The sequence below is a fragment of the Dasania marina DSM 21967 genome, from assembly GCF_000373485.1.
Lineage (GTDB): Bacteria > Pseudomonadota > Gammaproteobacteria > Pseudomonadales > Dasaniaceae > Dasania > Dasania marina.
Genome location: NZ_KB891585.1, coordinates 436,836 through 462,843, shown reverse-complemented (window position 1 = coordinate 462,843; position 26,008 = coordinate 436,836). Strand labels below are relative to the sequence as shown.

Annotated in this window: 27 protein-coding genes and 3 tRNA genes; 28 read left to right on the top strand and 2 right to left on the bottom strand. The window is 47.8% G+C overall.

Annotated features, from left to right (window positions below):
* The 7 genes from B067_RS0111670 (at window position 1) to nqrM (ending at window position 5,926) form a co-directional block, all read left to right on the top strand.
* Window positions 1-1,203, top strand: coding sequence for an NADH:ubiquinone reductase (Na(+)-transporting) subunit B (locus B067_RS0111670; RefSeq protein ID WP_019530270.1), 1,203 nt, complete (start codon window positions 1-3; stop codon window positions 1,201-1,203).
* Entirely contained in the window at window positions 1,196-1,966 is a 771-nt protein-coding gene (locus tag B067_RS0111665; protein WP_019530269.1) for a Na(+)-translocating NADH-quinone reductase subunit C, read from the top strand. The genes B067_RS0111670 and B067_RS0111665 overlap by 8 nt, the downstream gene beginning before the upstream one ends.
* Window positions 1,966-2,628, top strand: a complete 663-nt coding sequence (locus tag B067_RS0111660; protein WP_019530268.1) for an NADH:ubiquinone reductase (Na(+)-transporting) subunit D — start codon at window positions 1,966-1,968, stop codon at window positions 2,626-2,628. Before B067_RS0111665 ends, B067_RS0111660 begins: the two co-directional genes overlap by 1 nt.
* Window positions 2,628-3,242 (top strand): NADH:ubiquinone reductase (Na(+)-transporting) subunit E, encoded by a 615-nt coding sequence (nqrE, locus tag B067_RS0111655; protein ID WP_019530267.1) that lies wholly within the window; start codon window positions 2,628-2,630, stop codon window positions 3,240-3,242. Before B067_RS0111660 ends, nqrE begins: the two co-directional genes overlap by 1 nt.
* A 21-nt stretch (window positions 3,243-3,263) precedes the next feature.
* Complete coding sequence (gene nqrF, locus B067_RS0111650) at window positions 3,264-4,481, top strand: NADH:ubiquinone reductase (Na(+)-transporting) subunit F (RefSeq protein WP_019530266.1); 1,218 nt, start codon at window positions 3,264-3,266, stop codon at window positions 4,479-4,481.
* A 41-nt stretch (window positions 4,482-4,522) separates the two neighbouring features.
* The gene (locus B067_RS0111645) at window positions 4,523-5,527 is read left to right on the top strand and encodes an FAD:protein FMN transferase (protein WP_019530265.1); all 1,005 of its coding nucleotides are present in this window, start codon (window positions 4,523-4,525) and stop codon (window positions 5,525-5,527) included.
* A gap of 165 nt (window positions 5,528-5,692) precedes the next feature.
* Window positions 5,693-5,926, top strand: coding sequence for a (Na+)-NQR maturation NqrM (nqrM, locus tag B067_RS0111640; RefSeq protein ID WP_019530264.1), 234 nt, complete (start codon window positions 5,693-5,695; stop codon window positions 5,924-5,926).
* A gap of 73 nt (window positions 5,927-5,999) precedes the next feature.
* Here the strand turns inward: nqrM and B067_RS0111635 are convergent, their stop codons facing one another.
* Complete coding sequence (locus B067_RS0111635; RefSeq protein WP_019530263.1) at window positions 6,000-6,611, bottom strand: PilZ domain-containing protein; 612 nt, start codon at window positions 6,609-6,611, stop codon at window positions 6,000-6,002.
* A gap of 130 nt (window positions 6,612-6,741) precedes the next feature.
* On the opposite strand from B067_RS0111635, the gene B067_RS0111630 reads away from it, so the two are divergent.
* From B067_RS0111630 to B067_RS0111620, 3 genes are read left to right on the top strand one after another with little or no spacing between them, the layout of a single operon-like run.
* Window positions 6,742-7,983: a lipoprotein-releasing ABC transporter permease subunit gene (locus B067_RS0111630; protein ID WP_019530262.1), complete on the top strand. Its 1,242-nt coding sequence runs from the start codon at window positions 6,742-6,744 to the stop codon at window positions 7,981-7,983.
* Window positions 7,984-8,004: 21 nt separating this feature from the next.
* Entirely contained in the window at window positions 8,005-8,736 is a 732-nt protein-coding gene (gene lolD / locus B067_RS0111625; RefSeq protein ID WP_051083847.1) for a lipoprotein-releasing ABC transporter ATP-binding protein LolD, read from the top strand.
* A 4-nt stretch (window positions 8,737-8,740) separates the two neighbouring features.
* The gene (locus tag B067_RS0111620; protein ID WP_019530260.1) at window positions 8,741-9,979 is read left to right on the top strand and encodes a lipoprotein-releasing ABC transporter permease subunit; all 1,239 of its coding nucleotides are present in this window, start codon (window positions 8,741-8,743) and stop codon (window positions 9,977-9,979) included.
* Between the two features lie 28 nt (window positions 9,980-10,007).
* On the opposite strand, the gene B067_RS0111615 is transcribed toward B067_RS0111620, so the two are convergent.
* Complete coding sequence (locus B067_RS0111615; protein WP_019530259.1) at window positions 10,008-10,538, bottom strand: DUF2062 domain-containing protein; 531 nt, start codon at window positions 10,536-10,538, stop codon at window positions 10,008-10,010.
* A 92-nt stretch (window positions 10,539-10,630) separates the two neighbouring features.
* On the opposite strand from B067_RS0111615, the gene B067_RS0111610 reads away from it, so the two are divergent.
* The 18 genes from B067_RS0111610 to B067_RS22040 all read left to right on the top strand — a co-directional run bounded on the left by B067_RS0111610 (window position 10,631) and on the right by B067_RS22040 (window position 25,837).
* Complete coding sequence (locus tag B067_RS0111610; RefSeq protein ID WP_169335572.1) at window positions 10,631-12,970, top strand: DNA internalization-related competence protein ComEC/Rec2; 2,340 nt, start codon at window positions 10,631-10,633, stop codon at window positions 12,968-12,970.
* Between the two features lie 32 nt (window positions 12,971-13,002).
* Window positions 13,003-13,665: a MotA/TolQ/ExbB proton channel family protein gene (locus tag B067_RS0111605; protein WP_019530257.1), complete on the top strand. Its 663-nt coding sequence runs from the start codon at window positions 13,003-13,005 to the stop codon at window positions 13,663-13,665.
* A 28-nt stretch (window positions 13,666-13,693) separates the two neighbouring features.
* The gene (locus B067_RS0111600; RefSeq protein ID WP_019530256.1) at window positions 13,694-14,113 is read left to right on the top strand and encodes an ExbD/TolR family protein; all 420 of its coding nucleotides are present in this window, start codon (window positions 13,694-13,696) and stop codon (window positions 14,111-14,113) included.
* A gap of 21 nt (window positions 14,114-14,134) precedes the next feature.
* Window positions 14,135-15,940, top strand: coding sequence for a lipid A export permease/ATP-binding protein MsbA (gene msbA / locus B067_RS0111595; protein ID WP_019530255.1), 1,806 nt, complete (start codon window positions 14,135-14,137; stop codon window positions 15,938-15,940).
* A complete protein-coding gene (lpxK, locus tag B067_RS0111590; RefSeq protein WP_205619969.1) occupies window positions 15,903-16,970 on the top strand; it encodes a tetraacyldisaccharide 4'-kinase in 1,068 nt (355 codons plus the stop codon). Before msbA ends, lpxK begins: the two co-directional genes overlap by 38 nt.
* The gene (gene kdsB, locus B067_RS0111585) at window positions 16,967-17,749 is read left to right on the top strand and encodes a 3-deoxy-manno-octulosonate cytidylyltransferase (protein WP_019530253.1); all 783 of its coding nucleotides are present in this window, start codon (window positions 16,967-16,969) and stop codon (window positions 17,747-17,749) included. Before lpxK ends, kdsB begins: the two co-directional genes overlap by 4 nt.
* Window positions 17,746-18,222, top strand: coding sequence for a low molecular weight protein-tyrosine-phosphatase (locus B067_RS0111580; RefSeq protein WP_019530252.1), 477 nt, complete (start codon window positions 17,746-17,748; stop codon window positions 18,220-18,222). The genes kdsB and B067_RS0111580 overlap by 4 nt, the downstream gene beginning before the upstream one ends.
* Before the next feature lie 18 nt (window positions 18,223-18,240).
* Window positions 18,241-19,254: a UDP-N-acetylmuramate dehydrogenase gene (murB, locus tag B067_RS0111575; protein WP_019530251.1), complete on the top strand. Its 1,014-nt coding sequence runs from the start codon at window positions 18,241-18,243 to the stop codon at window positions 19,252-19,254.
* A 30-nt stretch (window positions 19,255-19,284) separates the two neighbouring features.
* Complete coding sequence (locus B067_RS0111570) at window positions 19,285-19,911, top strand: alpha-ketoglutarate-dependent dioxygenase AlkB family protein (RefSeq protein ID WP_019530250.1); 627 nt, start codon at window positions 19,285-19,287, stop codon at window positions 19,909-19,911.
* A complete protein-coding gene (gene uvrC / locus B067_RS0111565; RefSeq protein ID WP_019530249.1) occupies window positions 19,908-21,737 on the top strand; it encodes an excinuclease ABC subunit UvrC in 1,830 nt (609 codons plus the stop codon). Before B067_RS0111570 ends, uvrC begins: the two co-directional genes overlap by 4 nt.
* Window positions 21,738-21,780: 43 nt before the next feature.
* Entirely contained in the window at window positions 21,781-22,338 is a 558-nt protein-coding gene (gene pgsA, locus B067_RS0111560; protein ID WP_019530248.1) for a CDP-diacylglycerol--glycerol-3-phosphate 3-phosphatidyltransferase, read from the top strand.
* Between the two features lie 156 nt (window positions 22,339-22,494).
* Window positions 22,495-22,570, top strand: a tRNA-Gly gene (locus tag B067_RS0111555).
* A gap of 66 nt (window positions 22,571-22,636) precedes the next feature.
* Window positions 22,637-22,710, top strand: a tRNA-Cys gene (locus B067_RS0111550).
* 224 nt (window positions 22,711-22,934) lie between these two features.
* Window positions 22,935-23,020 (top strand) — tRNA-Leu (locus tag B067_RS0111545).
* 417 nt (window positions 23,021-23,437) lie between these two features.
* Complete coding sequence (locus B067_RS0111540) at window positions 23,438-23,851, top strand: CBS domain-containing protein (protein WP_019530247.1); 414 nt, start codon at window positions 23,438-23,440, stop codon at window positions 23,849-23,851.
* Window positions 23,852-24,438: 587 nt separating this feature from the next.
* The gene (locus B067_RS21320; RefSeq protein WP_019530246.1) at window positions 24,439-24,714 is read left to right on the top strand and encodes a hypothetical protein; all 276 of its coding nucleotides are present in this window, start codon (window positions 24,439-24,441) and stop codon (window positions 24,712-24,714) included.
* 616 nt (window positions 24,715-25,330) lie between these two features.
* Window positions 25,331-25,591 carry a pirin family protein gene (locus B067_RS22045; RefSeq protein WP_019530245.1) on the top strand — a complete coding sequence of 87 codons (261 nt, stop codon included), beginning with the start codon at window positions 25,331-25,333 and terminating at the stop codon, window positions 25,589-25,591.
* Window positions 25,592-25,621: 30 nt separating this feature from the next.
* The gene (locus B067_RS22040; protein WP_019530244.1) at window positions 25,622-25,837 is read left to right on the top strand and encodes a pirin-like C-terminal cupin domain-containing protein; all 216 of its coding nucleotides are present in this window, start codon (window positions 25,622-25,624) and stop codon (window positions 25,835-25,837) included.
* The last annotated feature ends 171 nt before the right edge of the window (window positions 25,838-26,008 follow it).

Genomic DNA, 26,008 nt, shown 5'->3' with positions numbered 1-26,008 from the left:
ATGGCGCTGAAAAAATTCTTACATGATATCGAGCCGCATTTTGTTAAAGGCGGTAAATGGGAAAAGTGGTACGCGCTTTACGAAGCAGCTGACACCATTTTTTACACCCCTAGCTCAACCACCAAAACCACGGCACACGTGCGCGACGGCATAGACCTTAAGCGTATGATGATTACCGTTTGGTTATGTGTATTCCCCGCCATGTTTTTTGGTATGTGGAATATTGGTTTTCAAGCTAACAACATTTTAGCCGTAGACCCTTCTATCGCCGTGAGTGGTGATTGGCGTTATGCCTTGCTAGGCATGTTTGCTGGCAACGACCCCAGCAGCATTTGGGATAATATGTGGCTAGGTGCCATGTACTTCCTACCTGTTTATGCGGTTACCTTTATTGTAGGTGGCTTCTGGGAAGTGTTGTTTGCGATGAAGCGCGGCCATGAAGTTAACGAAGGTTTCTTCGTAACCTCTATTTTATTCGCGTTAATTTGCCCACCGTCTATTCCTTTATGGCAAGTGGCCTTAGGTATTACCTTTGGTGTTGTTATAGGTAAGGAAGTATTTGGCGGTACTGGCAAAAACTTCTTAAACCCTGCGTTAGCGGGCCGTGCCTTCTTGTTCTTCGCTTACCCTGCGCAAATGTCAGGTGATGCAGTTTGGACAGCAATCGACGGGTTCACGGGTGCAACCGCGTTATCAATCGCTGCCAGTGATGGCATGGCTGCTTTACAGCAGGCGATGACTTGGAACCAAGCCTTTATTGGTAACATCCAAGGCTCTATTGGTGAAACCTCAACCTTGGCGATTCTTATCGGCGGTTTGATTCTGTTATGGACGCGCATAGCGTCATGGCGCATCGTCGTAGGCGTGATGTTGGGCATGGTGGCTACCTCTACGGTCTTTAACCTGTTAGGTTCGGATTCCAACCCCATGTTTGCTATGCCTTGGGAGTGGCACCTAGTATTAGGTGGCTTTGCCTTTGCCATGTTCTTTATGGCAACCGACCCCGTATCTGCGGCTATGACCGATACCGGTAAATGGTTCTTTGGTTTGCTAATAGGCTTTATGGTGGTGATCATTCGTGTGGTTAACCCCGCATTCCCAGAGGGCATGATGCTAGCGGTATTATTTGCTAACTTATTCGCGCCGTTCATTGACCACTTTGTGGTTCAGGCGAATATCAAACGGAGGCTTGCACGTGTCTAAAGAAACAACATCAAAAACCATTACAGTTGCCTTAGTGCTGTGCTTAGTTTGTTCACTAGTGGTTGCCGGCTCTGCTGTTTTATTAAAAAGCAGGCAGCAAGCCAATAAACTGGTTGATAAACAAAGCAATATACTGGCTGCAGCGGGCTTATTAGAAGCTGGCACGCCGGTTATTGAGCAGTTTGAGCAGGTCACCACCCGTGTTGTTGATTTAAACAAAGGGGTGTTTACTGACGAAATAGACGCAGCAACTTTTAAACCGAAAGCCGCGGCTAAAGATCGCAGCTTGTCTATGAACTTAACCGGCGAGCAAGACCAAGCCAAAATCTCACGTAGGGAAAACTACAGCTTAGTTTACTTGATAGAGAAAGAGGGTCAGCTAGACACCATCATACTGCCTATACGCGGTTATGGTTTGTGGTCTACTTTGTATGGCTTTATCGCGCTTGAAAATGATGGTAACACTGTCGTTGGTTTAGGCTTTTCCGAGCACGGTGAAACACCCGGGCTAGGTGGCGAAGTTGACAACCCTAAGTGGAAAGCCATTTGGCCAGGTAAAAAAGTTTATGCGGATGATGACGTAGCGTTACATTTGATTAAAGGTTCGGTTGATCCTTCTTCTAAAAACGCTGATTACCAAGTTGATGGCCTGGCAGGTGCAACCCTGACTAGCCGCGGTGTAACCAATCTTGTTCAGTTTTGGCTGGGCGATTTAGGTTTCCAAAAATTCCTCACTAACTTACGTGCAGGGGAGGCCGGATAATGTCTACAATTAAAGATACATTAATAGACCCCATTTTTAAGAACAACCCTATCGCCTTACAGGTGTTGGGTGTTTGTTCTGCTTTGGCGGTTACTTCTAGCTTAAAAGTTACTTTAGTTATGTGTTTGTCGGTAACGGTTGTTACCGGTTGCTCTAACTTTTGCATATCGTTAATTCGCAATCAGATTCCTAACAGCATACGTATCATCGTACAGATGGTTATTATTGCCTCGCTGGTAATCGTGGTTGACCAATTGCTTAAAGCCTACGCTTATGAAATTAGTAAGCAGCTATCGGTATTTGTTGGTTTGATTATTACCAACTGTATTGTTATGGGTAGGGCTGAAGCCTACGCGATGAAAAACCCACCTATACCCAGCTTCTTTGACGGCATAGGTAACGGTTTAGGCTACAGCGCGGTATTGGTTTTTGTTGCGGTTTTCCGTGAGCTATTAGGCTCGGGTAAATTAATGGGCTACGAGATCCTGCCCTTGGTTAACGATGGCGGCTGGTATGTGCCTAACGGTTTACTACTATTGCCACCGAGTGCGTTCTTCTTAATTGGCTTGTTTATCTGGGCATTACGCACAGCTAAAGTCGATCAAGTTGAAACTCCTGAATTCAAAATGGCGAAAAATACTAGCGCCCAGGAGAGTGTGTAATGGAACATTATTTAAGTTTGTTAGTTAGGTCGATTTTTATCGACAACATGGCGCTTAGCTTTTTCTTGGGTATGTGTACTTTGTTGGCACTGTCTAAAAAAATGCAAGCCGCTATAGGCTTGGGCATTGCGGTAATCGTGGTGTTGGCGATTACCGTACCGGTTAACTATTTAATCTATGCCTATCTTCTTAAAGAAGGTGCTTTAGTTTGGTTAAGCCCTGACTTTGCGACAGTAGATTTAAGCTTTTTAGGCTTGTTGAGCTATATCGGTGTTATCGCTGCTTTAGTTCAAATGTTAGAAATGTTCTTAGATAAATTCGTACCTGCTTTGTATAACGCCTTGGGTGTGTTCTTGCCCTTGATTACAGTGAACTGCGCCATTATGGGTGCCTCATTGTTTATGGTTGAGCGTGATTACGACTTTGGTGAATCAGTGGTATTTGGTTTAGGTTCAGGTATCGGTTGGGCGCTAGCGATAGTGTTGTTAGCCGGTATACGTGAAAAAATGAAATACAGTGATGTACCTGCTGGATTGCAAGGCTTAGGCATAACCTTTATTACCGTTGGCTTGATGTCTTTAGGCTTCATGTCATTTGGTGGTATAGACCTTTAACCGAGAAGATAGAGGAATATTATGAATACAGAAATCGTTCTCGGTGTTGCGATGTTTACTACCATCGTTTTATCGTTGGTAGTGGTCATCCTGTTTGCTCGCTCTCGCATGGTGAGCTCAGGCAACGTCAATATCGAAATTAATGGCGAAAAAACCTTGTCGGTTCCCGCCGGTGATAAGTTACTGCAAACGCTTGCGAACAACGGTGTGTTTTTAGCATCGGCCTGTGGCGGTGGCGGTAGCTGTGCCCAGTGCAAGTGTATCGTTTCAGAAGGCGGTGGTTCTTTGCTGCCAACGGAAGAGCCGCACTTTACTAAGCGTGAAGTTAAAGAAGGTTTGCGTCTATCCTGTCAAACCCCTGTTAAGCAGGATATGAAGATAGTAGTACCTGAAGAAGTGTTTGGTATCAAACAGTGGGAAACTACCGTTGCCAGTAATGATAACGTAGCAACTTTCATCAAAGAGTTAGTGTTAACACTACCTGAAGGTGAAGACGTAGATTTCCGTGCCGGTGGTTATGTGCAGCTAGAAGCACCCGCGCACACCGTCAAGTACTCTGATTTTGATTTAGGTGATGAGTACAAAGGTGATTGGGAGCGCTTTGGCTTCTTGGATGTTGTTTCTAACGTTAAAGAGCCCATTATCCGCGCTTACTCTATGGCTAACTACCCCGGCGAAAAAGGTATTGTTAAGTTTAATATTCGTTGTGCTACGCCGCCGCCGAATAACTTGGCACTAACACCAGGGCAAATGTCTTCTTGGGTCTTTAACTTGAAGCCTGGCGATAAAGTTAAGGTAATGGGCCCCTTCGGTGAGTTCTTCGCGAAAGAAACAGATAACGAAATGGTGTTTGTTGGTGGTGGCGCGGGTATGGCACCTATGCGTTCACATATCTTCGACCAGCTTAAGCGTTTGAAAACCGATCGCAAAATTACTTTCTGGTACGGTGCTCGTTCAGTACGCGAAGTGTTTTACGCGGATGAGTACGATCAACTGGCAAAAGACTTCCCTAACTTCACTTGGCATTTAGCCTTAAGTGATCCACAGCCGGAAGATAACTGGACTGGTTTAACAGGGTTTATTCATAATGTTTTACAAAATGAATACCTTAACGACCACCCAGCGCCAGAGGATTGTGAGTACTACATGTGTGGGCCACCAATGATGAACTCAGCGGTTATCGGTATGCTGACTAATTTAGGCGTAGAGAAAGAAAACATCATGTTGGACGAGTTTTAATCTTGCTAGCCACGATGATATTGATAAAACGGAGAGCAGCAATGCTCTCCGTTTTTGTTTTAGCCCTCACCACTTTACTCTCTGCTTGCAGCGAGCAGCCCCTAGCGGCGCTTAAGCTCAGCGGCAAGACCATGGGTACCACGTACCACATCACTGTGGTGCACGGCGAGCAGGCTATCGATGCTGCCGCGATACAGGCACTGGTTGATCAACGCTTACAGCAAATCAATCAGCAAATGTCTACTTACATAAGCGACTCTGAATTAATGCAATTCAACCGCTTACCGGTAGGCCAGTGGCAGCAGGTTAGCCCTGAGCTATTTCATGTGTTATTGCAAAGCATGGAAATTTCCTGGCTGACCGGTGGCGCCTTTGACATTACGGTAGGGCCGTTGGTGAATGCTTGGGGTTTTGGCAATACCGGTCACGAAGATAGAATACCCAGCCAAACGCTAATCGATAGTTTGTTGGCCGATGCTGGCTTTCAGAATATAGAGTTGAATATAGGCAGCATAGCAATTAGCAAAAAAACGCCTTTGCAAATTGATTTGTCGGCTATAGCCAAAGGCTACGGGGTGGATCAAGTTGCTGATTTACTCAGGGAACAGGGCTATCAGCATTTTATGGCGGAAGTAGGCGGTGAGCTGCGTCTCAGCGGCCACAGCCCTAAACGCCAGCCGTGGCTGATAGCGATAGAGCAGCCCGACGGCAGCTTCGGTGAGGTGTATAAGGCCGTTGCCCTTACCGATAAGGCTATTGCCACCTCGGGTGATTACCGTAACTATTTCGAGAAAGAGGGGCAGCGTTACTCGCATACCCTGTCACCGATTACGGGCAAGCCTATTACCCATAACCTCGCTTCAGTGACCGTGATTGCCGATGAGGCAGCGCAGGCCGACGGTTTAGCGACCGCCATTAATGTGATGGGGCCAGAGGCAGGGCTTAAACTGGCCCAGCAGCAGGGCTTGGCGATATATCTTTTGGTTAAAACCGAGCAAGGTTTTGCCGCTAAATACAGCGATGCTTTTAGGCCTTATTTACAGTAAAATACAGGGGTTCAACACCCCTGTATTTTACGGGGCCTATTTACAAAGACGGGCCGCGCAGTGCTCTGTCCCCCGCAGCCCAACCAGGGAATAAGGGGTCAGAGCGCCAATATCGAATATGGGGTCTGACCCCGGTACCGAAACGTCACTAAAAGAGACACTATCATGGCCACATTTATTATTACCTTTTGTTTTATCGCCTTTGTTATCGCCGCTATGGCCATAGGTGTGATTATGGGTAAAAAGCCTATTACAGGCTCCTGTGGCGGTATGAGTGCTTTGGGTATGGAGACTGCTTGCGATATTTGCGGTGGCGACCAGGAGATTTGTGATGACGAGAATGAGCGCATAGCTAGCTTAGCAAAAACCGAGCTAGCCTATGACGCTACTAAAAAATAAGCGCAATAGCCTTAAGCTATAAATAAAAAAGGGGTGCAGCAATTAGCGGCGCCCCTTTTTTTTAAGGTGTGTATTAGCCTTTGGCTTTAGCATCACGCTTGTCAGCCAGTTGCTGTTGTATGACATGCTTAGCCAGCTGCTGCCTGTCTAGCTCTTTCAGCTGTAAAAATTCTACGCCTATTAGGTATTGCTTATTTTTCTCGCGTACATTAATCACTTTGCCAAACAGTGATAGGGCGGATTGCGACAGGCTGAGTATCACTTCTAAGGCTAGATAATCCCCCAGTTTACTATGACTTAAACTGTCAACTTTATACTCTATACCGCCTTCGCTAATCAGAACGTGCTGCTCACTGCTATCATTCTGTTGTTCGCTACTTTCATTTAAATAACTGCCTATCAACTCTAGGCGTTTATTAATATTACGTAAATACTGTTCCACCGCTCGATTTTGCTCGCCTATGCTGCGCAATAAGGGGGCCGCTTCATGCTCAGTAATTTTTAAGGCTTCTAATAACAGTAGGGAGGGGCTTTTACTTAGCGCTTTCGGCCACAGCTCCTTTTCTACTTGCTGCTGGCTGCAGGGCACAGTGCGAATTTTAACCTCAGAGCTGACCCTAAAATAATTGCGCATATCCCCCATGTCAAAGGGGTTGGTCTTAGAAGAGGGAGACGATTTATCCATAGATAGGTTACACTCTGTTTTGCCCGGCTTGTTAACTCAAGGGTATAGGCGCACACGGGCTCAATGCTGACTTGTGATAGCGATAAGTGTAGCGCTAAGTTTTTAATCTGTAACGGTATAAATAAAAACAATGTATAAACCCTTGGCCCTGTTTATAGGGCTGCGCTACACACAGGCCAAGCGCCGCAACCAATTTATCTCCTTTGTTTCACTGATCTCCTTATTGGGTATGGTGTTAGGGGTGCTGGCATTAATTGTGGTGCTGTCGGTAATGAACGGCTTTGAGTCCGAACTGCGCGGCCGTATTTTGTCGGTATTACCCCACGGCCATATTACCGCCGAGCCAGCTTTACACAATTGGCCGCAATGGCAGCAAAAGCTAAGCCAACATCCTGAGGTAAAAGCCGCAGCGCCCTATGTGGCGGGTAATGTGATGCTCAGCCGCTATGGTGTTTTGCGAAATGCGCGTTTAAATGCCATAGACCCCACCTTAGAGCAAGGGGTGTCGACTATGGCCGAGCATATTATTGCCGGTGATATGGCGCAGTTACAGCAAGGGCGCTACGGCATAGTGCTGGGTGATATTCTGGCCCGCTATATGGGGGTTAGACCTGGCGATGAAGTCACGGTGATGTTGCCCAAGGTTACCATTACTCCGGTTGGGGTTTACCCCCGAGTGAAGCGCTTTACGGTAGTGGCTATTTTTAGCGTGGGTGCACAATTAGATAGTGATACCGCCTTTATCCATTTAGCGGATGGCCAAAAGTTATTTCAGCTAGGCGAGGACGTGACCGGTTTGCGGGTAGAGTTACAGGATATTTTTGCCGCGCCCATATTGCTACCGCAATTGGCGCAGCAACTATTCCCCGGTGCTAAAGCCAGCAGCTGGCAGCAATCCCAGGGTAGTTTGTTTCAGGCCATGAAAATGGAAAAAACTATGATCACCTTACTGTTGCTGGTGATAGTGACCATAGCCGCGTTTAATATTATTTCTATCTTAACCATGATGGTGGCCGATAAACGTTCCGATATTGCCGTGTTGCGCACCATGGGTATGTCGCCCAAGGCCATACGTAATATTTTTATGATACAGGGTATGGCGGTAGGCAGTGGCGGCATTTTGCTAGGCATAGTGCTGGGCTTGCCCTTGGCCTTTTATGTGGGCGAGGTAGTGGCTACGCTGGAGTCTTGGTTAGGCCTAACCGTATTTAATCCCAATGTGTATTTTATTAGTAAAATTCCCTCGGTGGTGCAGTGGCAAGATATTGCGATAATTGCCGGCGCTGGTTTTTTACTCAGCGCTTTAGCCACCATATATCCGGCTATGCGCGCCGCCAACATACACCCCGCAGAAGCTCTGCGTTATGAATAATACTATTAAAGAAGGTGTCGCTTGAACTTTCAAACTCAACCTCAATCTCAGCCTACCGTTTTAGCCTGTGACAATGTGTATAAAAGTTACCAGCAAGGGCCGCAGCAATTAGCGGTGCTGCAAGGGGTTAATCTACAAGTGCAGGCCGGTGACATGCTGGCCATAGTGGGCGCTTCCGGATCGGGCAAATCCACTTTGCTTAATATGCTAGGCGGCTTGGATTTACCCTGTGAAGGATCGGTGTCCATTGCCGGTAAAAGTTTCAATACTTTATCGGAAACCCAGCGCGGTTTTTTGCGCCAGCAGCACTTGGGTTTTGTCTATCAGTTTCACCATTTACTAGGCGAGTTTACTGCGCTGGAAAATGTCGCTATGCCTTTATTGTTAGGCACTTGTTCGGCCAAACAGGCCAAGCAGCAGGCTGCTGATTTTTTAAATCGGGTGGGTTTAGGCCAGCGCTTGCAACATAAACCCAGTGAGTTATCCGGTGGCGAGCGCCAGCGTGTCGCCATCGCTAGAGCTTTAGTGGCAGCGCCACAATGTGTGTTAATGGATGAGCCTACCGGTAACTTAGATCAACATACCGCCGATGATATCCATCAGCTAATGGCAGAATTAAACAGCAGCTTAGCTACCAGCTTTATCGTGGTAACCCACGATATGACCTTGGCTAGGCGCATGAGCAAGGTGTATAGCTTGTCGGAAGGGCAGTTACACTTACAGCCCACACACTCAGCCATCGGGGCCAGCTAAACCCATGTTTAAACCCTGCTCTTTATTTATAGGCCTGCGTTATGCCGGCGCTAAGCGGCGCAGCCAATTGGTGTCATTTATCTCGCTGGTTTCTATGTTGGGTATGACCGTGGGCGTGGCCTTGTTGATTGTTGTGCTATCGGTGATGAATGGTTTTGATAAGGAAATGCGCGAGCGTATTTTAGGTTTAGTGCCGCATATTATTATTAACCACCATGGCGATAACGGTGATTGGCCCGCGGTAGAAAAAATCATTACGCAGCACAGCGAGGTGAAAGCCGTTGCGCCCTTTATACAATTAGGCGGTATGTTATTACACGGCACCGATGTCGAATCGGTGATGATTTATGGCATAGATGTAGAGCGCGAGGCGCAGGTGTCTATTATTGATCAGTTCATCAAACCCGAGGCTTTGGCACAGTTAGCGCAGCAGCCTGATACCGTGGTGATAGGTCATGCTTTAGCGCAGCGTTTAGCTTTGCAGCCCGGCGATAACGTTAATATTATGATTCCCCAGCAATCGGCCAGTGGTAAAACTCAACCTATATTTAAGCGCCTGCGATTGCTTGCTGACTTTAATACCGGCACCGAGTTGGATCAGTCGGTGATATTGCTGTCACTGGCTACCGCCCAGCCTTTGGTGGCAGGTAACCCTAGCGCGCAGGGCTTGCGTCTATTACTCAACAATACCTTTGCCGCACCGCGGGTAGCTTGGGAGCTAGAACAAAGCCTACCTTACGGCTATAGCAGCCGCGATTGGACCCGCAGCCACGGTAATTTATATTCTGCCATACAGCTCTCTAAACAGCTGGTGGGTTTAATGCTGTTTATTATTATTGCGGTAGCCGCATTTAATGTGGTGTCGGCATTGGTGATGGTGGTTACCGATAAGCAGGCCGATATTGCTATATTGCGCACGCTGGGTGCTAGCCCCAGGCAAGTAATGATGATTTTTATTGTGCAGGGTAGCCTAATTGGTTTGGTAGGCACTGGCTTTGGGGTGTTGTTAGGCTTGGGTTTAAGCGTGTCGGTAACTGATATCGTGGCCGGCTTAGAGCAGCTACTAAATTACCATTTTTTAAATTCTGATGTGTACCCGGTAGATTATTTGCCGGTGGATATACGCCAGTCTGATGTGCTGTTGGTGGCAGCTACGGCGTTTATCATGAGTGTGTTGGCAACAATATATCCTGCGTGGCGAGCGGCAAAAGTTCGACCAGCGGAAGCTTTACGTTACGAGTAGGCGTTACGAGTAAGCGTTATTTTCAGTGCTATTTTTTTGCAATGCTGCGGCGCAGGCGGCGCTTATTCCAGAGGTGTACTACATGCCAGCGCCAAGCAACGCGGGTTAGGGCGCTGCCTAGCAAGCCAAGAAATAAACCGCACACAAAGCAGCCCAGCAAAAACGGCTGCCAGACAGTGGCCAGCCCTGTGCTTAACCACTGCCACGATAATTGAAAGTGAAAGGCTGGGGCGTGGCTGTCGCCTATCAAGGCAAAGCCTACTTTATAGGCCATATAAAACAGCGGCGGCATGGTTATGGGGTTGCTAACCCAAACTAATAATACCGACAGCGGCAGATTAACTCTTAATAATACGGCCAATACCGCGGCCATTAACATTTGCGAGGGTAGGGGTACAAAGGCTATAAATAAGCCTATAAACACCGCCATCGAAGCGCTGCGTCTGTTGAGGTGCCAAATGTTGGGATCGTGTAACCAGTCACCTAAAAACCGTAGTGATTGATGATTTTTAATCCAAGTAGGGTCAGGTAAGAATCGCTGAATAAACTTTTTGGTCATAATAAAACGGTGTTATCCCTGAACGTTAACACTTAGTGATGACTAAACGGCGCATATTATGCACTCAAGTTCGCAATAACGGAAACAGTATCATGCAATCATGGATGGTTGCGCTCAGCCTAGGCATAGCTGCTACGGCGGGCTTACCGCAATTATTAACGCGACCCACTCTGTTAGCGCTGGGCTTGCTAGGGCTAGTGTTGTGTTTGCTATTGCAGCGCACAAGATATCGCCGCTACGCAAGCTTGCTCTTACTGTTAATTATGGGGCTGGGCTATGGCCACTACCATGGCCAGCAGCTATTAGCGCAGCGCTTGCCGCTTAGCCACGAAAACCAGAGTATCAGCATAGAGGGGCAAGTGGTCGGACTGCCTAAACAAACCCTGCGCTATGGCCAATCGGTACAGCGTTTTGAACTGCAGATACTGCACAGCCACGATCAGCAGGGGCAGCCTTTTGCGAAACAAGCCTTAGCGTTAAAAAAAGTACAGCTGCACTGGTACGGCGGCCCTGCCATTATTCCGGGCCAGCGCTGGCGGCTCAGTGCCGAGCTGCGGCAGCCACGTGGTTTAAGTAATCCTGCCGGCTTTGATTATCAATCTTGGTTGCTACAGCAAGGCATAGATGCGCAAGGGAAGGTGCTTAATAACGACGACAACCAGTTGCTAGGTCATAACCGCTATAGCCTAGATTACTGGCGCTGGCGCATAGTGCAGTTTTTAGATAAGCGTTTGCAGGGTCTAGACCACAGCGGTCTGATTAAAGCCTTACTGGTTGCCGATAAACGTGGGGTAAGCAGCAGCCAGTGGCAGCTATTAAGTGATACCGGCACTTTGCACCTGTGGGTAATTTCGGGCCTGCATATAGGCATATTGGCGGTGATAGGGTTTTATGGCGGGCGTCTGCTGGCGTTGCTATTACAGCCGTATCATGTGGTGAGGTATAGCTGCCTCAGTGCCAGCCTGTTTGCCGGTGTTTATGCCGCTGCTGCAGGTTTCTCGCTACCTACCCAGCGTGCGGCGGTGATGGTATGGGTGTTTATGCTGGCCATGTTGTGCGCTAGGCATTTAACGCTGTTTTACCGTTTTAACCTGGCTTTACTGCTGTGTTTATTGCTGGACCCGCTGGCGGTAATCAGCCCTTCGTTTTACCTCTCCTTTGTTGCGGTGGCTGCTATTTTGTTGTGCTGCGGTAATCGCTACCATGCTCAAGCCAGCGGCTTAGGTTTAAAGAGTGTGCTACGAAAACCCTGGCTGAGGGCGCAGTGGGCGGTATTTATTGCGCTAACGCCGATATTATTACTGCTGTTTAAGCAGGCGCCCTTGTTGGCGGTGCTGGTAAATCTTATCGCCATCCCCTTATTTAGTCTGTTACTCATCCCCGGTTTGTTGCTGGCAGCCTTGCTTAGCTTATTTGATCAGGGGCTGCTATCGGGCCTGTTATGGCAGGGGCTGAATGCCATGCTGGCGCAATTTATGGCCGGCTTGCAGTGGTTACAAGCACATGCGGCGGTATTAACCCCGGCTGATGATAATGGCTTAGGCTATGTATTATTATTGGCGGCTAGTTTACTACTGCTGTTACCCAAGGCGCTGCCGGGCCGCTGGCTGGCCTGTTTGTTATGCCTACCGCTGTGGTATAGCCCTACTATTAGCAAGCCTGACAGCCATTTCACGGTGCTAGTGTTTGATGTGGGCCAGGGCTTGTCGGTATTAGTGAATAGCCGCGATAAATATCTACTGTTTGATGTCGGTGCGGCTTGGCCGGAGGGCAGCATGGCCAATAGTGTATTGCTGCCTTATTTTAGAGCGCAGGGTATAAAAGCCATCGATGCGTTGGTGATTAGCCACGGCGATAATGATCACGCCGGAGGGTTGCCTGAGGTGCTGCAACAACTCACCGTTAAACAGTTTTATAAGGGCGAAGCTTTACCAAGCTACAATACCGACTATAGCCAGCTGGGCCAGCGCTGCCAGCAGCAACGGTGGCAGTGGTATGGGGTGGCGTTTGAGTTTATGTCCGGTGACAGTGGCCCGGCTACCGGCAGTAATAATGCGTCTTGCGTGTTAAAAATCAGCAACCGCTATCACAGTCTATTATTAACCGGTGATATAGAGCGGGCCAGAGAGCAGCAGTTAGTCGCCCGCTACGGTGAGCAGCTTAACGCCGAGCTATTATTGGCGCCTCATCACGGCAGCCTAAGTTCTTCATCCTGGCCTTTTATTAAGCGGGTGCAGCCCAAAGTGGTGATTTATTCTAGCGGTTACCATAATCGTTTTATGCACCCTAGCGCGCAAGTGGTGCAGCGTTATCAGCAGTTAGGTGCGGTAGCTTTCAGCACGGCCGCGCAAGGTGCACTAAGCGTTGATGCTAGCGCGACAGCACTCCACATAAACTACCAGCGAGCCAATAAAGCTTATTATTGGCAATAACGACGTAGCCCAATGCAGGCAGGTCGCATATAATGCATGCTAATAATCATAAGAACCCGGGGGTTTATGTGCTGGAATTAGTAACATCAGGTGGTTGGTTAATGCTGCCCATTATTCTTTGTTCTATCTTAGCGGTAGCCATCTGTGTAGAGCGTATAATCGCTTTAAACCCACAAAAAATTGCCCCACGTAATTTGTTAGGGCAGGTCTGGGGTTGGCTGAAAAATAATCAGCTGGACGCCAAGAAATTACGCGAGTTAAAAGCCAGTTCGCCACTGGGTCGCATTTTAGCGGCGGGCTTGAGCAATTCCATGCATGGCCGTGACGTAATGAAAGAAAGCATACAAGAAGCTGCCGCCCATGTGATTCATGATTTAGAGCATTTTCTTGATACCTTGGGCACCATTAGCGCCATAGCCCCTTTGCTGGGTTTGCTGGGTACTGTTATCGGTATGATTAAAGTATTTACCGCTATTATGTTGCAGGGCACAGGTAATGCTGGCGTGCTCGCTGGCGGTATTTCGGAAGCCTTAATTACCACCGCCGCAGGTTTGACTGTGGCGATACCGGCGCTAGTCATGCACCGCTATTTTTTGCGCCGTATAGATACTATTGTGATTACCTTAGAGCAAGAAACCATTAAGTTAGTCGACGCCTTACACGGTGAGCGCAAAGTCGATTTTACAGAAGCGTAATAACACGGCTTAATTGAGGGAATAACCAGTGCAATTTCGTCGACAAACCAATCAAGAAGTCACCGTTAATCTAACGCCCTTAATTGATGTGGTGTTTCTGCTGTTGATTTTTTTTATGGTGTCTACCAGTTTTACCAAAGAAACCCACCTAAGCTTAAACCTACCTGAAGCCAGCGGCGATGAAAGCGTGGTGGCGGTAGACGCTATAGAGGTGACCATTTCCAGCAGCGGTAATTACGCAGTCAATGGCCGCACTTTAGTCAGCTCTAATCTAGCTAATTTACAAAAAGCCCTCACTGAAGTGAGCGGCGGCAACATCGATTTACCCTTGGTGATTACCGCCGACGCTAAAACACCACACCAAGCCGTGATTACCGCCATGGACGCCGCAGGCAAGCAGGGCTTTGCTAAGCTAAGCTTAACCACGCAGCAACCGGCTACTGAATAAACTCTTTAAAACGAAACCATTATGTCTAAAAACAACGACGGCGATTTAACAGCCTATTTACGTTTATTGCGCTATGTGACGGAATACTGGTTTGTCTTTAGCTTATCCATTATAGGTTTTATGATTTTCTCGGCATCGCAAATAGCCATGGCCGATTTAATGGGCTTTATTGTCGATAGCCTCAACGGTAGCCTAGCTAAAAATAGCGGCGGCATAGTTGCTTCATTGGTATTGGATATGGCGGGCGCCGACATACTGCCCAACCAGGCCCGAAACTGGATAGTAGGCAGTATTATCCTATTGGGCATGTTGAGAGGCGTGGGCTTCTTTTTTGGTAATTATTATATTACCTATATTTCTCGTCACCTTATTCATAAAATGCGCTGCAATATTTTTGACCATATGTTGTTGGTGCCCAGTAAAGAATATGATGGCCAGTCCAGTGGTTTTTTAATCTCTAAAATTATTTTTAATGTCGAGCAGGTGACCAAGGCGGTGACCTCATCGCTAAAAGTGATTATCCGCGAAGGTCTGTTTTCGGCGGGATTGGTTGCTTATTTATTTTACGTGAACTGGCAGCTGTCGTTGTTTTTGTTTTTAGCGCTGCCATTGGTTGCTTTGCTTGTGACGTGGGTGGGTAAGCGCTTTCGAAAAATTAGCGAAAAAATCCAAGTTTCTATGGGGGAGGTTACCCAAGTCACTAGCGAGAGTATCTCAGCCTATAAAGAAGTACGCATATTTGGCGGTACCGAAACAGAGCGTAAAAAGTTTCAAAAGGCCAGTAATAAAAACCTAGATCAGTCAGTAAAGATGGGCTTTTATAATGCTATTAGCCCGCCGGTAATACAGCAGCCCGTCACCTTAGTGTTGGCCTTTTTGGTGTGGGTGGGCTTGGGCCTATCAGGTGAAATGTCAGCGGGGACTTTTGTCGCCTACTTAACCGCCGCCATGTTATTACCCAAACCTATACGCCAGCTCAGTGAAGTATTCTCGGATGTACAAAAAGGTTTAGCGGCTGCCACCGATGTATTTGGCTTTTTAGATAGCCAAGTAGAAAAAGATGAAGGCACATTCCAAGCCGATACCGTTAGCGGTGCCATAGAGTTTAAGCACATAAACTTTGGCTATAACGAAGAAAATGGCCATGTGTTACACGATATTAATTTAACCATTAAACCCGGCCAGACCGTAGCCTTGGTAGGTTCTTCCGGCAGCGGTAAATCCTCGCTGGCCAGTTTAATTACCCGTTTTTATGATTACTCCGAAGGCTGCATCTGCATAGATGGTAAACCGATTACCGAATACAGCTTAGAAAATCTACGCAGCCATATTGCGGTGGTGACACAGTCGGTTACCTTATTTAATGACAGCATACGCAATAATATTGCCTACGGTGCCATGGCGGATGCCAGTGACGATGATATACACGCCGCCGTTGCCGCCGCCCATGCGCAAGATTTTATCGCCAATCTGCCGCAGGGCTTAGATACCATTACCGGTGAAGACGGGGTGATGTTATCGGGCGGTCAAAGGCAGCGCTTAGCGATCGCCAGAGCCTTATTGAAAGACGCCCCCATACTGATATTGGATGAAGCTACCTCGGCCTTGGATAATCAATCTGAGCGCCATATACAAGATGCCTTGGAAGCCGTGATGGAATCGCGTACTACCCTGGTGATTGCCCACCGTTTATCCACCATAGAAAATGCCGATGTTATCGTGGTGATGGAACAGGGTCGAATTGTCGAGCAGGGCGATCACCCAAGCTTAATCGCCTTAGATGGCCGCTATGCCGCGCTACATAAAAATCAGTTTAATGACAGCTAAGCAGCAGCCCCGCTTACACGCTCTCGCTAGCGCTTGGTATAGCAAGGCGCTATGGCCTTATGCCTTACTGCCGCTGTCTTTTATCTACTGGTTATTAATGGCCTTGCGGGGCTGTTGTTACCGCGTAGCTTTATTTACATCCTATCGCGCGCCGGTGCCGGTGATTGTTGTCGGTAATATTGCAGTGGGTGGTACGGGCAAAACCCCGGTAGTCGTAGCTCTAGCGGCATATCTAAAAGAGCAAGGCTACCGCCCTGGTATTATCAGCCGTGGTTACGGCAGCCTAGCACCTCATTATCCTTATGCAGTAACTGAAAGCTCCAACGCCGTAGAGGCGGGTGATGAGCCGCTACTCATTGCCCGCGCTAGCCAGTGCCCGCTAGTGATTGCGCCAGACCGAGCAGAGGCTGCCCGCTATTTGTTGGCTAATCATGATTGCAATATTATTATCGCCGACGATGGTCTGCAGCACTATGCGCTACAACGTGACATAGAAATTGTGGTAGTCGATGCTGCCCGTCAATTTGGTAATCGCTGGCTGTTACCTGCAGGCCCTTTGCGCGAACCGATTAGCCGCCTTAAGCGGGTAGATTATAAATTGTATAACGGCGCTGCGCCGGAGCAAGATCTAGATGCCAGTAGCTTTGCCATGCAATTAAAGCCTCAGGCCCTAATCAATATCGCTAGCGGTGAGCGCTGCGAGATAGCACAGTGGCGAGCGGCCAAGACGGTGCATGCTGTTGCTGGCATAGGTAATCCCCAGCGTTTTTTTGATACCCTGAGCACCTTGGGTTTCGAGACTACGCCACACAGCTTTGCCGACCATCACCATTACTGCGCCGCAGACTTACAGTTTAGTGATGACATGGCGATAATCATGACAGAAAAAGATGCGGTAAAAGTAACTGATTTTGCCGCGGCAAATATGTGGTACTTGCCAGTAAGTTGCCAGATAGCGCCAGCTTTTTACAGCGGCCTTAGCGCACAACTGGCAACCCTAACCTCACAGGTAGAAGAGTTTAGCTCATGAGTTTTAGTATTATTATCCCGGCCCGTTACGCCTCTAGCCGTTTACCAGGCAAGCCGTTATTAGATATAGCGGGCAAACCTATGATTCAGCATGTTTATGAACGAGCGCTGCAATCACAGGCTGAGCGGGTGATTATAGCCACCGACGATCAGCGCATAGCCGATGCCGCAACAGCCTTTGGTGCCGAAGTGGCCATGACTAAAGCCAGCCATGAATCGGGCACCGATCGCTTACAGGAAGTGGCCGCGCAATTACAATTAGCTGACGATCATGTGTTGGTGAATGTGCAGGGTGATGAACCGTTAATTCCCGCCGCCGTTATCAATCAAGTCGCCAATAATTTAGCCAGCAACAGCTTTGCCAGCATAGCGACCTTAATCGAAGCTATAAGCGATGTAGAAACTGTCTTCGACCCCAATGCTGTTAAGGTCACCTTAAACAAACACGGTGAGGTGTTATATTTCTCGCGTGCACCTATGCCTTGGTGCAGAGATTTATGGGCAGGCTTGGCCAGCGGTAATACTGATCTAAGCCTACCCGCTAACAGCCATTACTATAGGCATATTGGTATCTACGCTTATCGGGTCAGTTTTTTACATGACTTTGTGCAATGGCCTATGAGCATGTTGGAGCAAACCGAAAAACTAGAGCAATTACGCGCTATGGAAAACGGCGTAAAAATTCATGCGCAAGAAGCGATAGAGTTAATACCTGGCGGTGTTGATACCGTTGCTGATTTAGAAAAAGTTCGGGCCATTATTGCGGCAAAACAATTATGATTAAAGTGTTGCTAGTTTGCCTAGGTAATATCTGCCGCTCGCCCAGCGCCGAGGGTGTGTTGCGGCAACAAATTAAAGAGCGGGGTTTAGAGCAGCGTATTAGCGTAGATTCCGCAGGCACCGCCGCTTGGCATATTGGCAAGTCGCCGGATCAGCGTTCTATAGCTGCCGCCCAACAGCGGGGCATAGACATTAGTGATTTGCGAGCCAGAGCAGTAAGCCCCACCGACTTTAATGACTACGATTATATACTGGCCATGGACTTGGAAAATCTATCCAACTTAAAAACCATGGCCCCTGCTGAGTGTCGCGCTGAACTATCGTTATTTTTAGCGTTTGATGCACAGTCCAGCCACAGCGAAGTGCCTGACCCCTATTACGGCGGTGAGCAAGGTTTTAACTTGGTATTGGATTTAGTAACGGATGCCAGTGAGGCCTTTATCAAACACGTGCTCAAACAACACACTCTATAACCGCGATTAGTTAATGACGTGAAATTACAACGCAATGTCGATTTAAAAAAATTCAATAGCTTAGCGGTAAGTGCTACGGCGGAATATTTTGTGAGCGTTGATGATCATAACGACTTGCTGGCTGCGGTGAGCGAGGGCAAGAAAAAAGGCCTGGCCATAACCGTGCTGGGCGGCGGCTCTAATATGGTATTGGCTGAATCACTGGCGGGCTTGGTGATACAGCTTAATAGTAAAGGACTAGCTGTTAGCGAGCAGGGTGATGAGGTGTTTGTCACCGTGCAGGCGGGGGAAAATTGGCATGAGTTTGTGATGCACTGCGTGCAGCAGGGTTATCACGGCTTAGAAAATCTAGCGTTAATACCCGGCAGAGTGGGTGCGGCGGCCATACAAAATATAGGCGCTTACGGTGTTGAGTTAAGCGATGTGTTGGTCAGCCTTAAAGGTTTGGATTTAATTAGTGGTACTTGGCGCGAGTTGAGTAAAGGCCAGTGCCTGCTAGGCTACCGCGATAGTATTTTTAAGCATGAATTAAAAGACTGTTTTATTATTAGTGAGTTGTGTTTCAAACTCAGCAACAACTTCCACGCCAATATAGCCTACCAGTCCCTGAAGCACTTTTTTCAGCAACACAGTATTACTCAACCCAATGCGCAGCAGGTGGCGGATGCCGTAATAGCGATACGCTCTGCGAAATTACCCTCGCCCGATGAATTACCTAATGCCGGTAGTTTTTTTAAAAACCCACTCATCAGCCTAGATCAGTGCCAGCAGTTACTTAAGCAATATCCAGAGTTGGTGTATTACCCGGTGGACGAGCAGCGAGTAAAATTGGCAGCAGGTTGGTTAATAGAGCAGTTAGGCTGGAAGGGTAAAATCCACAATGGCGTAGCCATGCATCAGCAGCAGGCCTTGGTGCTGATTAATCACAGTGGCAGCAGTAAGGATATTATGGCCTACGCCCAACAAGTGAAAGACAGCGTCTACCAACGTTTTCAAGTCATGTTAGAAATTGAACCCCGTGTTTATGGGTAGCGCCGGATTTAGTAAGCGAGGGTTATAGCCATGGCCAGTCAACAAGATTTTTTGTTTGCGCAAGACGCCGCCTATCCCTTGGTGATGGAGCATGCTGAGGTTTGCTACTACCCGCATTTTATTGGTGATGACCAAGCCTGGGTGCAGCCGCTATTAGGCGCCATTAAATGGCGACAAGACAGCATGCTGCTCTATGGCAAACAGCAAGCCATACCGCGCTTAAATGCTTGGTATGGCGATGAAAATACGGATTACGCCTATTCCGGCATACAGTTACAGCACAATAGTTGGTGCCCGGAGCTGCTCACTTTAAAACGACAGCTGGAGAGTAAACTAGGTTTGAATTTTAATAGCGTGCTGGCAAATTTTTATCGCAACGGCCAAGACAGTGTAGGTTGGCATAGCGATAATGAAAAAGAGTTGGGCTCTAATCCCGTTATCGCCTCACTTAGCTTTGGCGATACCCGCCGCTTTAGTTTTAGAACTATTGCCCAGCCGCGCACGATACGACATATAGATTTAGAGTCGGGCTCACTACTATTAATGCAGGGCAGTACCCAGCACTACTGGCAGCATCAACTGGCTAAAACCCAGCAGGCCAGTGTGCAGGGTCGTATCAATTTAACCTTTAGACGTATAGTGGCTAGTGCCAAATGACTGAACAGCTATTTGATTCGGAGAATTTTTTAAAAACCTTAAGCGCCAAGCCTGGCATCTACCAGATGTATGATGCCCAGCAGAAAATTTTATATGTGGGTAAGGCTAAGCAGTTAAAAAATCGCGTGTCCTCCTATTTTCGCAGCAAGGGCTTGGCGATTAAAACCCAGGCCTTGGTGGCTAAAATTGCCTCCATACAAGTCACCGTTACCCATACAGAAGCGGAAGCGTTAATACTTGAACAGAACTTAATCAAAAAACATCGCCCGCCTTACAATATTTTAATGCGCGATGATAAGTCTTATCCCTATGTATATTTGTCTAATGATAAGTATCCGCAGTTGTCTTATCACCGCGGCGTTAAACGTGGCGGCGGGCGGTACTTTGGCCCTTACCCCAGCGCAGGCGCGGTTAAAGAAAGCCTCAACTTATTGCAAAAAGTGTTTAAGGTTAGGCAGTGCGATAACAGTTATTTTAGCAACCGCTCGCGGCCTTGTTTGCAGCATCAAATTAATCGTTGTACGGCACCTTGTGTCGAGAAAATTTCCGAACAGGACTATGCCGAGTCGGTTAAGCACACGGTCATGTTTTTAGAAGGCCATAACAAAACCTTGATTAAAGAACTGGCTGATGAAATGGAAGCCGCAGCTGCAGATTTAGAATTTGAACAAGCGGCTTTGTTGCGGGATAAAATTCAGCACTTACAGCAGGTGCAGGCCACCCAAACCATTGATGGCGCTGGCGGTGAGGTGGATATATTTGCCTGCGAGCTATCGGCCGGTGCTATTTGTATGCAGGTGTTATTTGTACGCGGTGGTAGGGTGCTGGGCAGTAAAAGCTATTTCCCTAAGGCGCATTTAGATGAGCAGCCGGGGCAGGTGCTGTCGGCGTTTTTAGCACAGTTTTATTTGTCGCCGGGGTCGGCCAGAGAAGTGCCAGGGCAAATAGTCACTAGCCACGAGCCGGAAGATCAGCAAGTTATTAACGAAGCCTTAAACAGCGTCAGCCAAAAACAAATCAGCATTAGCCAAAACGTGCGCAGTGCCAGAGCCCAGTGGCTGAAATTGGCGCAGCAAAGCGCGCAGCAAAACCTCAACAGCCATTTGGCCAATAAACAAAACATACGCAGCCGTTTTGCTGCGCTGCAAGAGGTGTTGTCTTTGGATCAGCCGCCTAAGCGCATGGAGTGCTTTGATATTAGCCACAGCTCTGGCGAGGCCACGGTGGCCTCCTGCGTGGTGTTTGACCAGAACGGGCCACTGAAATCCGACTACCGTCGCTTTAATATAGAGGGCGTTACCGCCGGCGATGATTATGCCGCTATGCAGCAGGCCCTAAAGCGCCGCTATGCCCGTATTAAAGCCGGCGACGAGAAAATGCCCGACATCCTTTTTATAGACGGTGGCAAAGGGCAGGTGAGCCAAGCCACGCAAGTGCTAGAGGAGCTGGCTATTAAGGATTTAATGGTGGTAGGTATAGCCAAAGGCACTACCCGTAAGGCCGGTTTTGAATACCTGTACCGGCCCGATACTGGCGATGAGTTTGTGCTGCCCTCAGATTCATCGGCGCTGCATTTAATTCAGCATATACGGGATGAGTCGCACCGTTTTGCCATTACCGGCCACAAGCAGCGGCGCGATAAAGCACGCCGTGAATCGCCACTGGAAGGTATCGCCGGGGTAGGGCCGAAACGGCGTCGGGAGCTATTGCGCCATTTTGGTGGCTGGCAAGAGGTGGGCGCCGCCAGCGCCGACGACTTGGCTAAAGTACCGGGAATTAGCCAGAAATTGGCGGTAGATATATATACTGCGCTGCATAACAGTTAAACTGGCGCTTTATACTAACATCCCAACGCTAAGCCCCAATTGCATGAATTTACCCAATCTATTAACACTGTTTAGAATCCTATTAATTCCTTTCTGCGTACTTGTTTTTTACTTACCCTATGCGTGGAGTTATACCGCCTCGGCGCTGATATTTGCTTTGGCAGGGCTAACTGATTGGCTGGATGGCTACTTGGCTCGCAGGCTGGACCAAAGTACACCCTTTGGCGCCTTCTTAGATCCGGTAGCGGATAAGCTGATGGTGGTGATAGTGCTAACCTTGCTGGTAGAGCGCATGGGGCACTGGTGGTTTACCGTGCCGGCTATGATTATCATCGGTCGTGAAGTGCTGATCTCGGCACTGCGAGAGTGGATGGCAGAATTAGGTAAGCGCACTAGCGTTGCGGTGTCGAAAGTAGGTAAGTTTAAAACCGCACTGCAAATGCTATCGATTTTTATCTTGTTGCTGGCGGCGCCTGAGCGCAGCGGTGTCTGGGTAATCTCTGGGGTGGTGGTGATGTATATAGCAGCAGCATTAACGCTGTGGTCTATGATTGTTTACCTGCGGGCAGCTTCACCCGAGTTTAAGTTGGATAGTAAGTAAACGACCGCGAGGGGCTTTGCCTAATAACTATCCAGAATAGGGTTTTTATTCATTATTTTTCAATAAGATAGTCATTGTGTAGTTGACAGTGACGCTTGAAACATTAGAATAGGCGCACTTTTCGGGGATGAGCAATTAGTCACGTCGAAACAGTTTGCGGGAATAGCTCAGTTGGTAGAGCGCGACCTTGCCAAGGTCGAGGTCGCCGGTTCGAACCCGGTTTCCCGCTCCAGTTTTAGCCAGCTATCGTACTCGATGGTGTGCTTAGCACTTAGAGCGTATAAGAGCTGCTAGATACGGCGCGATAGCAAAATGGTTATGCCGCGGATTGCAAATCCGTTTATGCCGGTTCGATTCCGGCTCGCGCCTCCATTTCATCTTTGATGAAAGCCCTTGGCCAAGGCAGCACGGTGACCGCCGTGGGTAAATAAGCTCTCAATAGTTTTGAGTAGTGACTAGGTAGCCCGGCAGGCTTTAAATTCCAAGAGTCTCTTTATTTTTATTGAGAAAGATTTATTAAGTTATTGAATAATAAGATTTTATTTAATAACTTATAAAGTTCAGTTACACCGATAGTGTGTAACTGTATGTAGTTTGCGAGGATGGTGGAATCGGTAGACACATCAGACTTAAAATCTGACGCCTTCTGGGTGTGGGGGTTCAAGTCCCCCTCTTCGCACCATATATACACTTTAAAGGCTCCTAACGGGGCCTTTTTAGTATCTGGCATTCCAGTATTGAATCCCCCTTCTTAAAAGCGCGTATATGGCCATTATTGGGTGTCTGCAGTGCTAGCCCATAGTGGCATCCTAAAGAGTTTTTCCGAGAAATATAGGCAGTTTCCCTCCTTGCGACGGGATATCGAATACACTTCAAGCTGTTAGTGAAAGGGAGGCCATAGCGTTGGTACTTATATTGGCTAAACACAAATGCTGGCAGCGTAGAGGGGATGAGGACGCCTAGCCTGACTGTTAGCCTTAGGTTTATAGCACGCTAAGAGATTGTTATAACAGTTCATTGCTCTCTGCTCTGCAGCCTGAATGGTAGCTTTATCGATAGCCGAGTCCGCTACCACAAAAAAGATGAACAAGGTTTAAAGATGAACGTAGACAAAATCATGAGTAAATCTATTGTCACTGTCGGCATGGATGACTCATTGGCCCAGATCAAAGAGCTGTTTGACAGCAATAATTTCCATCACCTGTTGGTAGTGGATTCCATGAAGTTATTTGGGGTTATATCGGATAGAGACCTCTTAAAAGTCATGAGCCCTAATGTTGGGACGCCTGCTGAAACAGCTAGGGATGCGGCCACGCTTAACAAAAAAGCACACCAAATATTAACGAGAAAACCGATTACCTTGCTGCCGACATCGGGCTTTTATGAGGCGGTAGAGATATTTAAACAGCATAAAATATCGTGTATCCCTGTCGTGAATAAAGAAGGTAAACCGGTAGGAATCATTAGCTGGAGAGACATAATAAAAGCGATTAGGCTAAAGCCGGCAGCTTAAGCTGCTCTCGTTTCGCTTTAGGGCATGATTAGCAACTGCGTCCAGCCAGTGATTTAATCTCAGCCATAATAAAAAAGACACTGTTTGCAAATAACGGGGTAGCTGCCGGTAAAGGGTGTTTAAGTTATGGCAAATGAACTAGATGGCGGTTCACTTGTTGTCGATCCCCGCTTGTTGTTAGCACCATTGTTACAGGCGCGCTGGTTTACATGTAGGCGCGCAGCGTTGTTTGGTTCAAACTTGGAACCGGCGGCAATCGTATTCTTGGTAGTGCTATGTTTGACGGGGTAGGGCATATAAGTATAGGCTAATAGATCAACTTAAAAGTATCGCTGTACCTTATTGGATATTAATGTTTTTCGTGGGGTTATATTCGCTGGATTTTTGCCTTTAGTGATGTCGCCGCTACGATAGTAGAAAGGGCGCAGATTTTTTATTGAGTTGTTTTTTACGTCTTTGGCGTTTGAATTGCGCCGTCTAGGGGGATACCGGTAACTTCTCGACTTTAGTATTGCTAAGCTACCTAGTCGAAATGTCGGATCACGGTCGTGATCATATTTGTTATTTATAAATCAGAGGAATGAATTATGTTGAATAAAAGCATGTTAGTAGCTGTATTGTTGACAGTTGCCGCTATCAGCGGGTGCGAAAAAGAAGGGTCGGTTGAACAGGCAGGTGAAACAATTGCTGATAAAACTAAACAGGCTGGACAGGTAGTTGAAGATAAGGCTAAGCAGGCTGGTGAAGCGATGGATGACGCTGCTGAGACCATACAAGAAAAAGGCCAAGATATAGGTAATAAGATTGAAGATGCCTGTGAAGATGCCAAAGAAGGCATGGATGCAGCAGACACTGATTGCTAGTTGTAGCGTCGACCCTGTAGCTGTAATGGCTAGGCTCTAGGTTGACAGCTGCCATGTTAAGGCGGGTAGCTGTTAGGCCTAGTCGCTCGCAAGTACAATCAAGTTCGACTGCTGCGAGAGCCTTCGTTACCGTGTGGCCCCTGAGTAGTCCCTAGTTTTCTCAGTCGATATTTTCGGCGCTAACACTATTATTCCAGCATAGTGATCATCTCGTTTTCTGCTTATGTGCTCTTCACCGCACGCTCTAACGTTCTCTTTCAGATTCGTCTAACTAGGCTCTATTCCTAGGGGCTATTTGGTCTAGCTCTACCTGCGCTAACGTGTCTTGTGTGAGATTAGCTTGCTAAGCGGCTTGATCTATTTCTTATCTTATACTAGCCATAAACACTTAGCAGGAATGTGTTATAAGCAATATTACCACCGAGGTAGGGCAGGGCTGTGGCCTAGCTCAGTGCTACGATGCCGTAGCCTTACTCATTCAAACCCGTGATAAAGATTTGGGCGGTTGCTCGGTTAGGCGCTGCCTGCCTAAGGTCCATCGCAAAATGGTAGGGCTGTGGATCTTCTTTGATCATATGGGGCCTGCTCGCTTTCCGCCGCGCATAGCTTGCATGGCTTGCAGTTATGGCTGGCCCTGCCTGCCGAGCAGGAAAAGATTGCCCCCGCTTTTTATCACTACCCTGCGGCCAGTGTGCCAGCTACCACAGTTGCTGGGGTGAATATTAGGGTGATGATAGGTCGTGCTTACGGCTTGCAGTCACCGATAGTCAGCTACTCGGAAACCCTATACGTAGAGGCCCAGTTACAGCAGGGGCAAAAGCTGAGCTTGCCCCTAGCGCAGGAGTTGGGTGTGTATGTGGTGAGTGGCAAGTTGTAAATTAAAGGCACGGTGGTACCCGCACATAACATGGCGGTAATGGCTGTTGCTGGCGCCGAAGTTGAGGCGCTAGAGGATGCCCGCATAGCGCTTATAGGTGGTGACAGTTTGGGCAAGTGCTATATAGATTGGAATTTTGTTGCTAGCCGCAGGGAATGCATAGAGCAGGCTAAACAGCAGTGGCGTCGCCGAGAGTTTGCAGTGGTGCCGGGGGATGAGGAGGAGTTTATCCCGCTACAGGAGTAAGGTGTTGGCGTGTTGGCGTGTGGGCAGTTAACTAATCTAGAATAATTCTAGATTAGTTAACTCATTACATATCAGTAGCTTGTTGACATTTTGTGATGTAGATTCTATGACATAATTAACTGCACAAGCCTTAGCTATAGAAGTAAATAACCAGCCTTAGCGGGCTAATTA

Coding starts and splice junctions, on each gene's coding strand:
- B067_RS0111670 (WP_019530270.1), top strand. CDS start 1: ATGGCGCTGAAAAAATTCTTACATGATATCGAGCCGCATTTTGTTAAA.
- B067_RS0111660 (WP_019530268.1), top strand. CDS start 1,966: ATGTCTACAATTAAAGATACATTAATAGACCCCATTTTTAAGAACAAC.
- nqrE (WP_019530267.1), top strand. CDS start 2,628: ATGGAACATTATTTAAGTTTGTTAGTTAGGTCGATTTTTATCGACAAC.
- nqrF (WP_019530266.1), top strand. CDS start 3,264: ATGAATACAGAAATCGTTCTCGGTGTTGCGATGTTTACTACCATCGTT.
- B067_RS0111645 (WP_019530265.1), top strand. CDS start 4,523: ATGCTCTCCGTTTTTGTTTTAGCCCTCACCACTTTACTCTCTGCTTGC.
- nqrM (WP_019530264.1), top strand. CDS start 5,693: ATGGCCACATTTATTATTACCTTTTGTTTTATCGCCTTTGTTATCGCC.
- B067_RS0111635 (WP_019530263.1), bottom strand. CDS start 6,611: ATGGATAAATCGTCTCCCTCTTCTAAGACCAACCCCTTTGACATGGGG.
- B067_RS0111630 (WP_019530262.1), top strand. CDS start 6,742: ATGTATAAACCCTTGGCCCTGTTTATAGGGCTGCGCTACACACAGGCC.
- B067_RS0111620 (WP_019530260.1), top strand. CDS start 8,741: ATGTTTAAACCCTGCTCTTTATTTATAGGCCTGCGTTATGCCGGCGCT.
- B067_RS0111615 (WP_019530259.1), bottom strand. CDS start 10,538: ATGACCAAAAAGTTTATTCAGCGATTCTTACCTGACCCTACTTGGATT.
- B067_RS0111610 (WP_169335572.1), top strand. CDS start 10,631: ATGCAATCATGGATGGTTGCGCTCAGCCTAGGCATAGCTGCTACGGCG.
- B067_RS0111605 (WP_019530257.1), top strand. CDS start 13,003: ATGCATGCTAATAATCATAAGAACCCGGGGGTTTATGTGCTGGAATTA.
- msbA (WP_019530255.1), top strand. CDS start 14,135: ATGTCTAAAAACAACGACGGCGATTTAACAGCCTATTTACGTTTATTG.
- lpxK (WP_205619969.1), top strand. CDS start 15,903: ATGCCGCGCTACATAAAAATCAGTTTAATGACAGCTAAGCAGCAGCCC.
- kdsB (WP_019530253.1), top strand. CDS start 16,967: ATGAGTTTTAGTATTATTATCCCGGCCCGTTACGCCTCTAGCCGTTTA.
- B067_RS0111580 (WP_019530252.1), top strand. CDS start 17,746: ATGATTAAAGTGTTGCTAGTTTGCCTAGGTAATATCTGCCGCTCGCCC.
- B067_RS0111570 (WP_019530250.1), top strand. CDS start 19,285: ATGGCCAGTCAACAAGATTTTTTGTTTGCGCAAGACGCCGCCTATCCC.
- uvrC (WP_019530249.1), top strand. CDS start 19,908: ATGACTGAACAGCTATTTGATTCGGAGAATTTTTTAAAAACCTTAAGC.
- pgsA (WP_019530248.1), top strand. CDS start 21,781: ATGAATTTACCCAATCTATTAACACTGTTTAGAATCCTATTAATTCCT.
- B067_RS0111540 (WP_019530247.1), top strand. CDS start 23,438: ATGAACGTAGACAAAATCATGAGTAAATCTATTGTCACTGTCGGCATG.
- B067_RS21320 (WP_019530246.1), top strand. CDS start 24,439: ATGTTGAATAAAAGCATGTTAGTAGCTGTATTGTTGACAGTTGCCGCT.
- B067_RS22040 (WP_019530244.1), top strand. CDS start 25,622: ATGGCGGTAATGGCTGTTGCTGGCGCCGAAGTTGAGGCGCTAGAGGAT.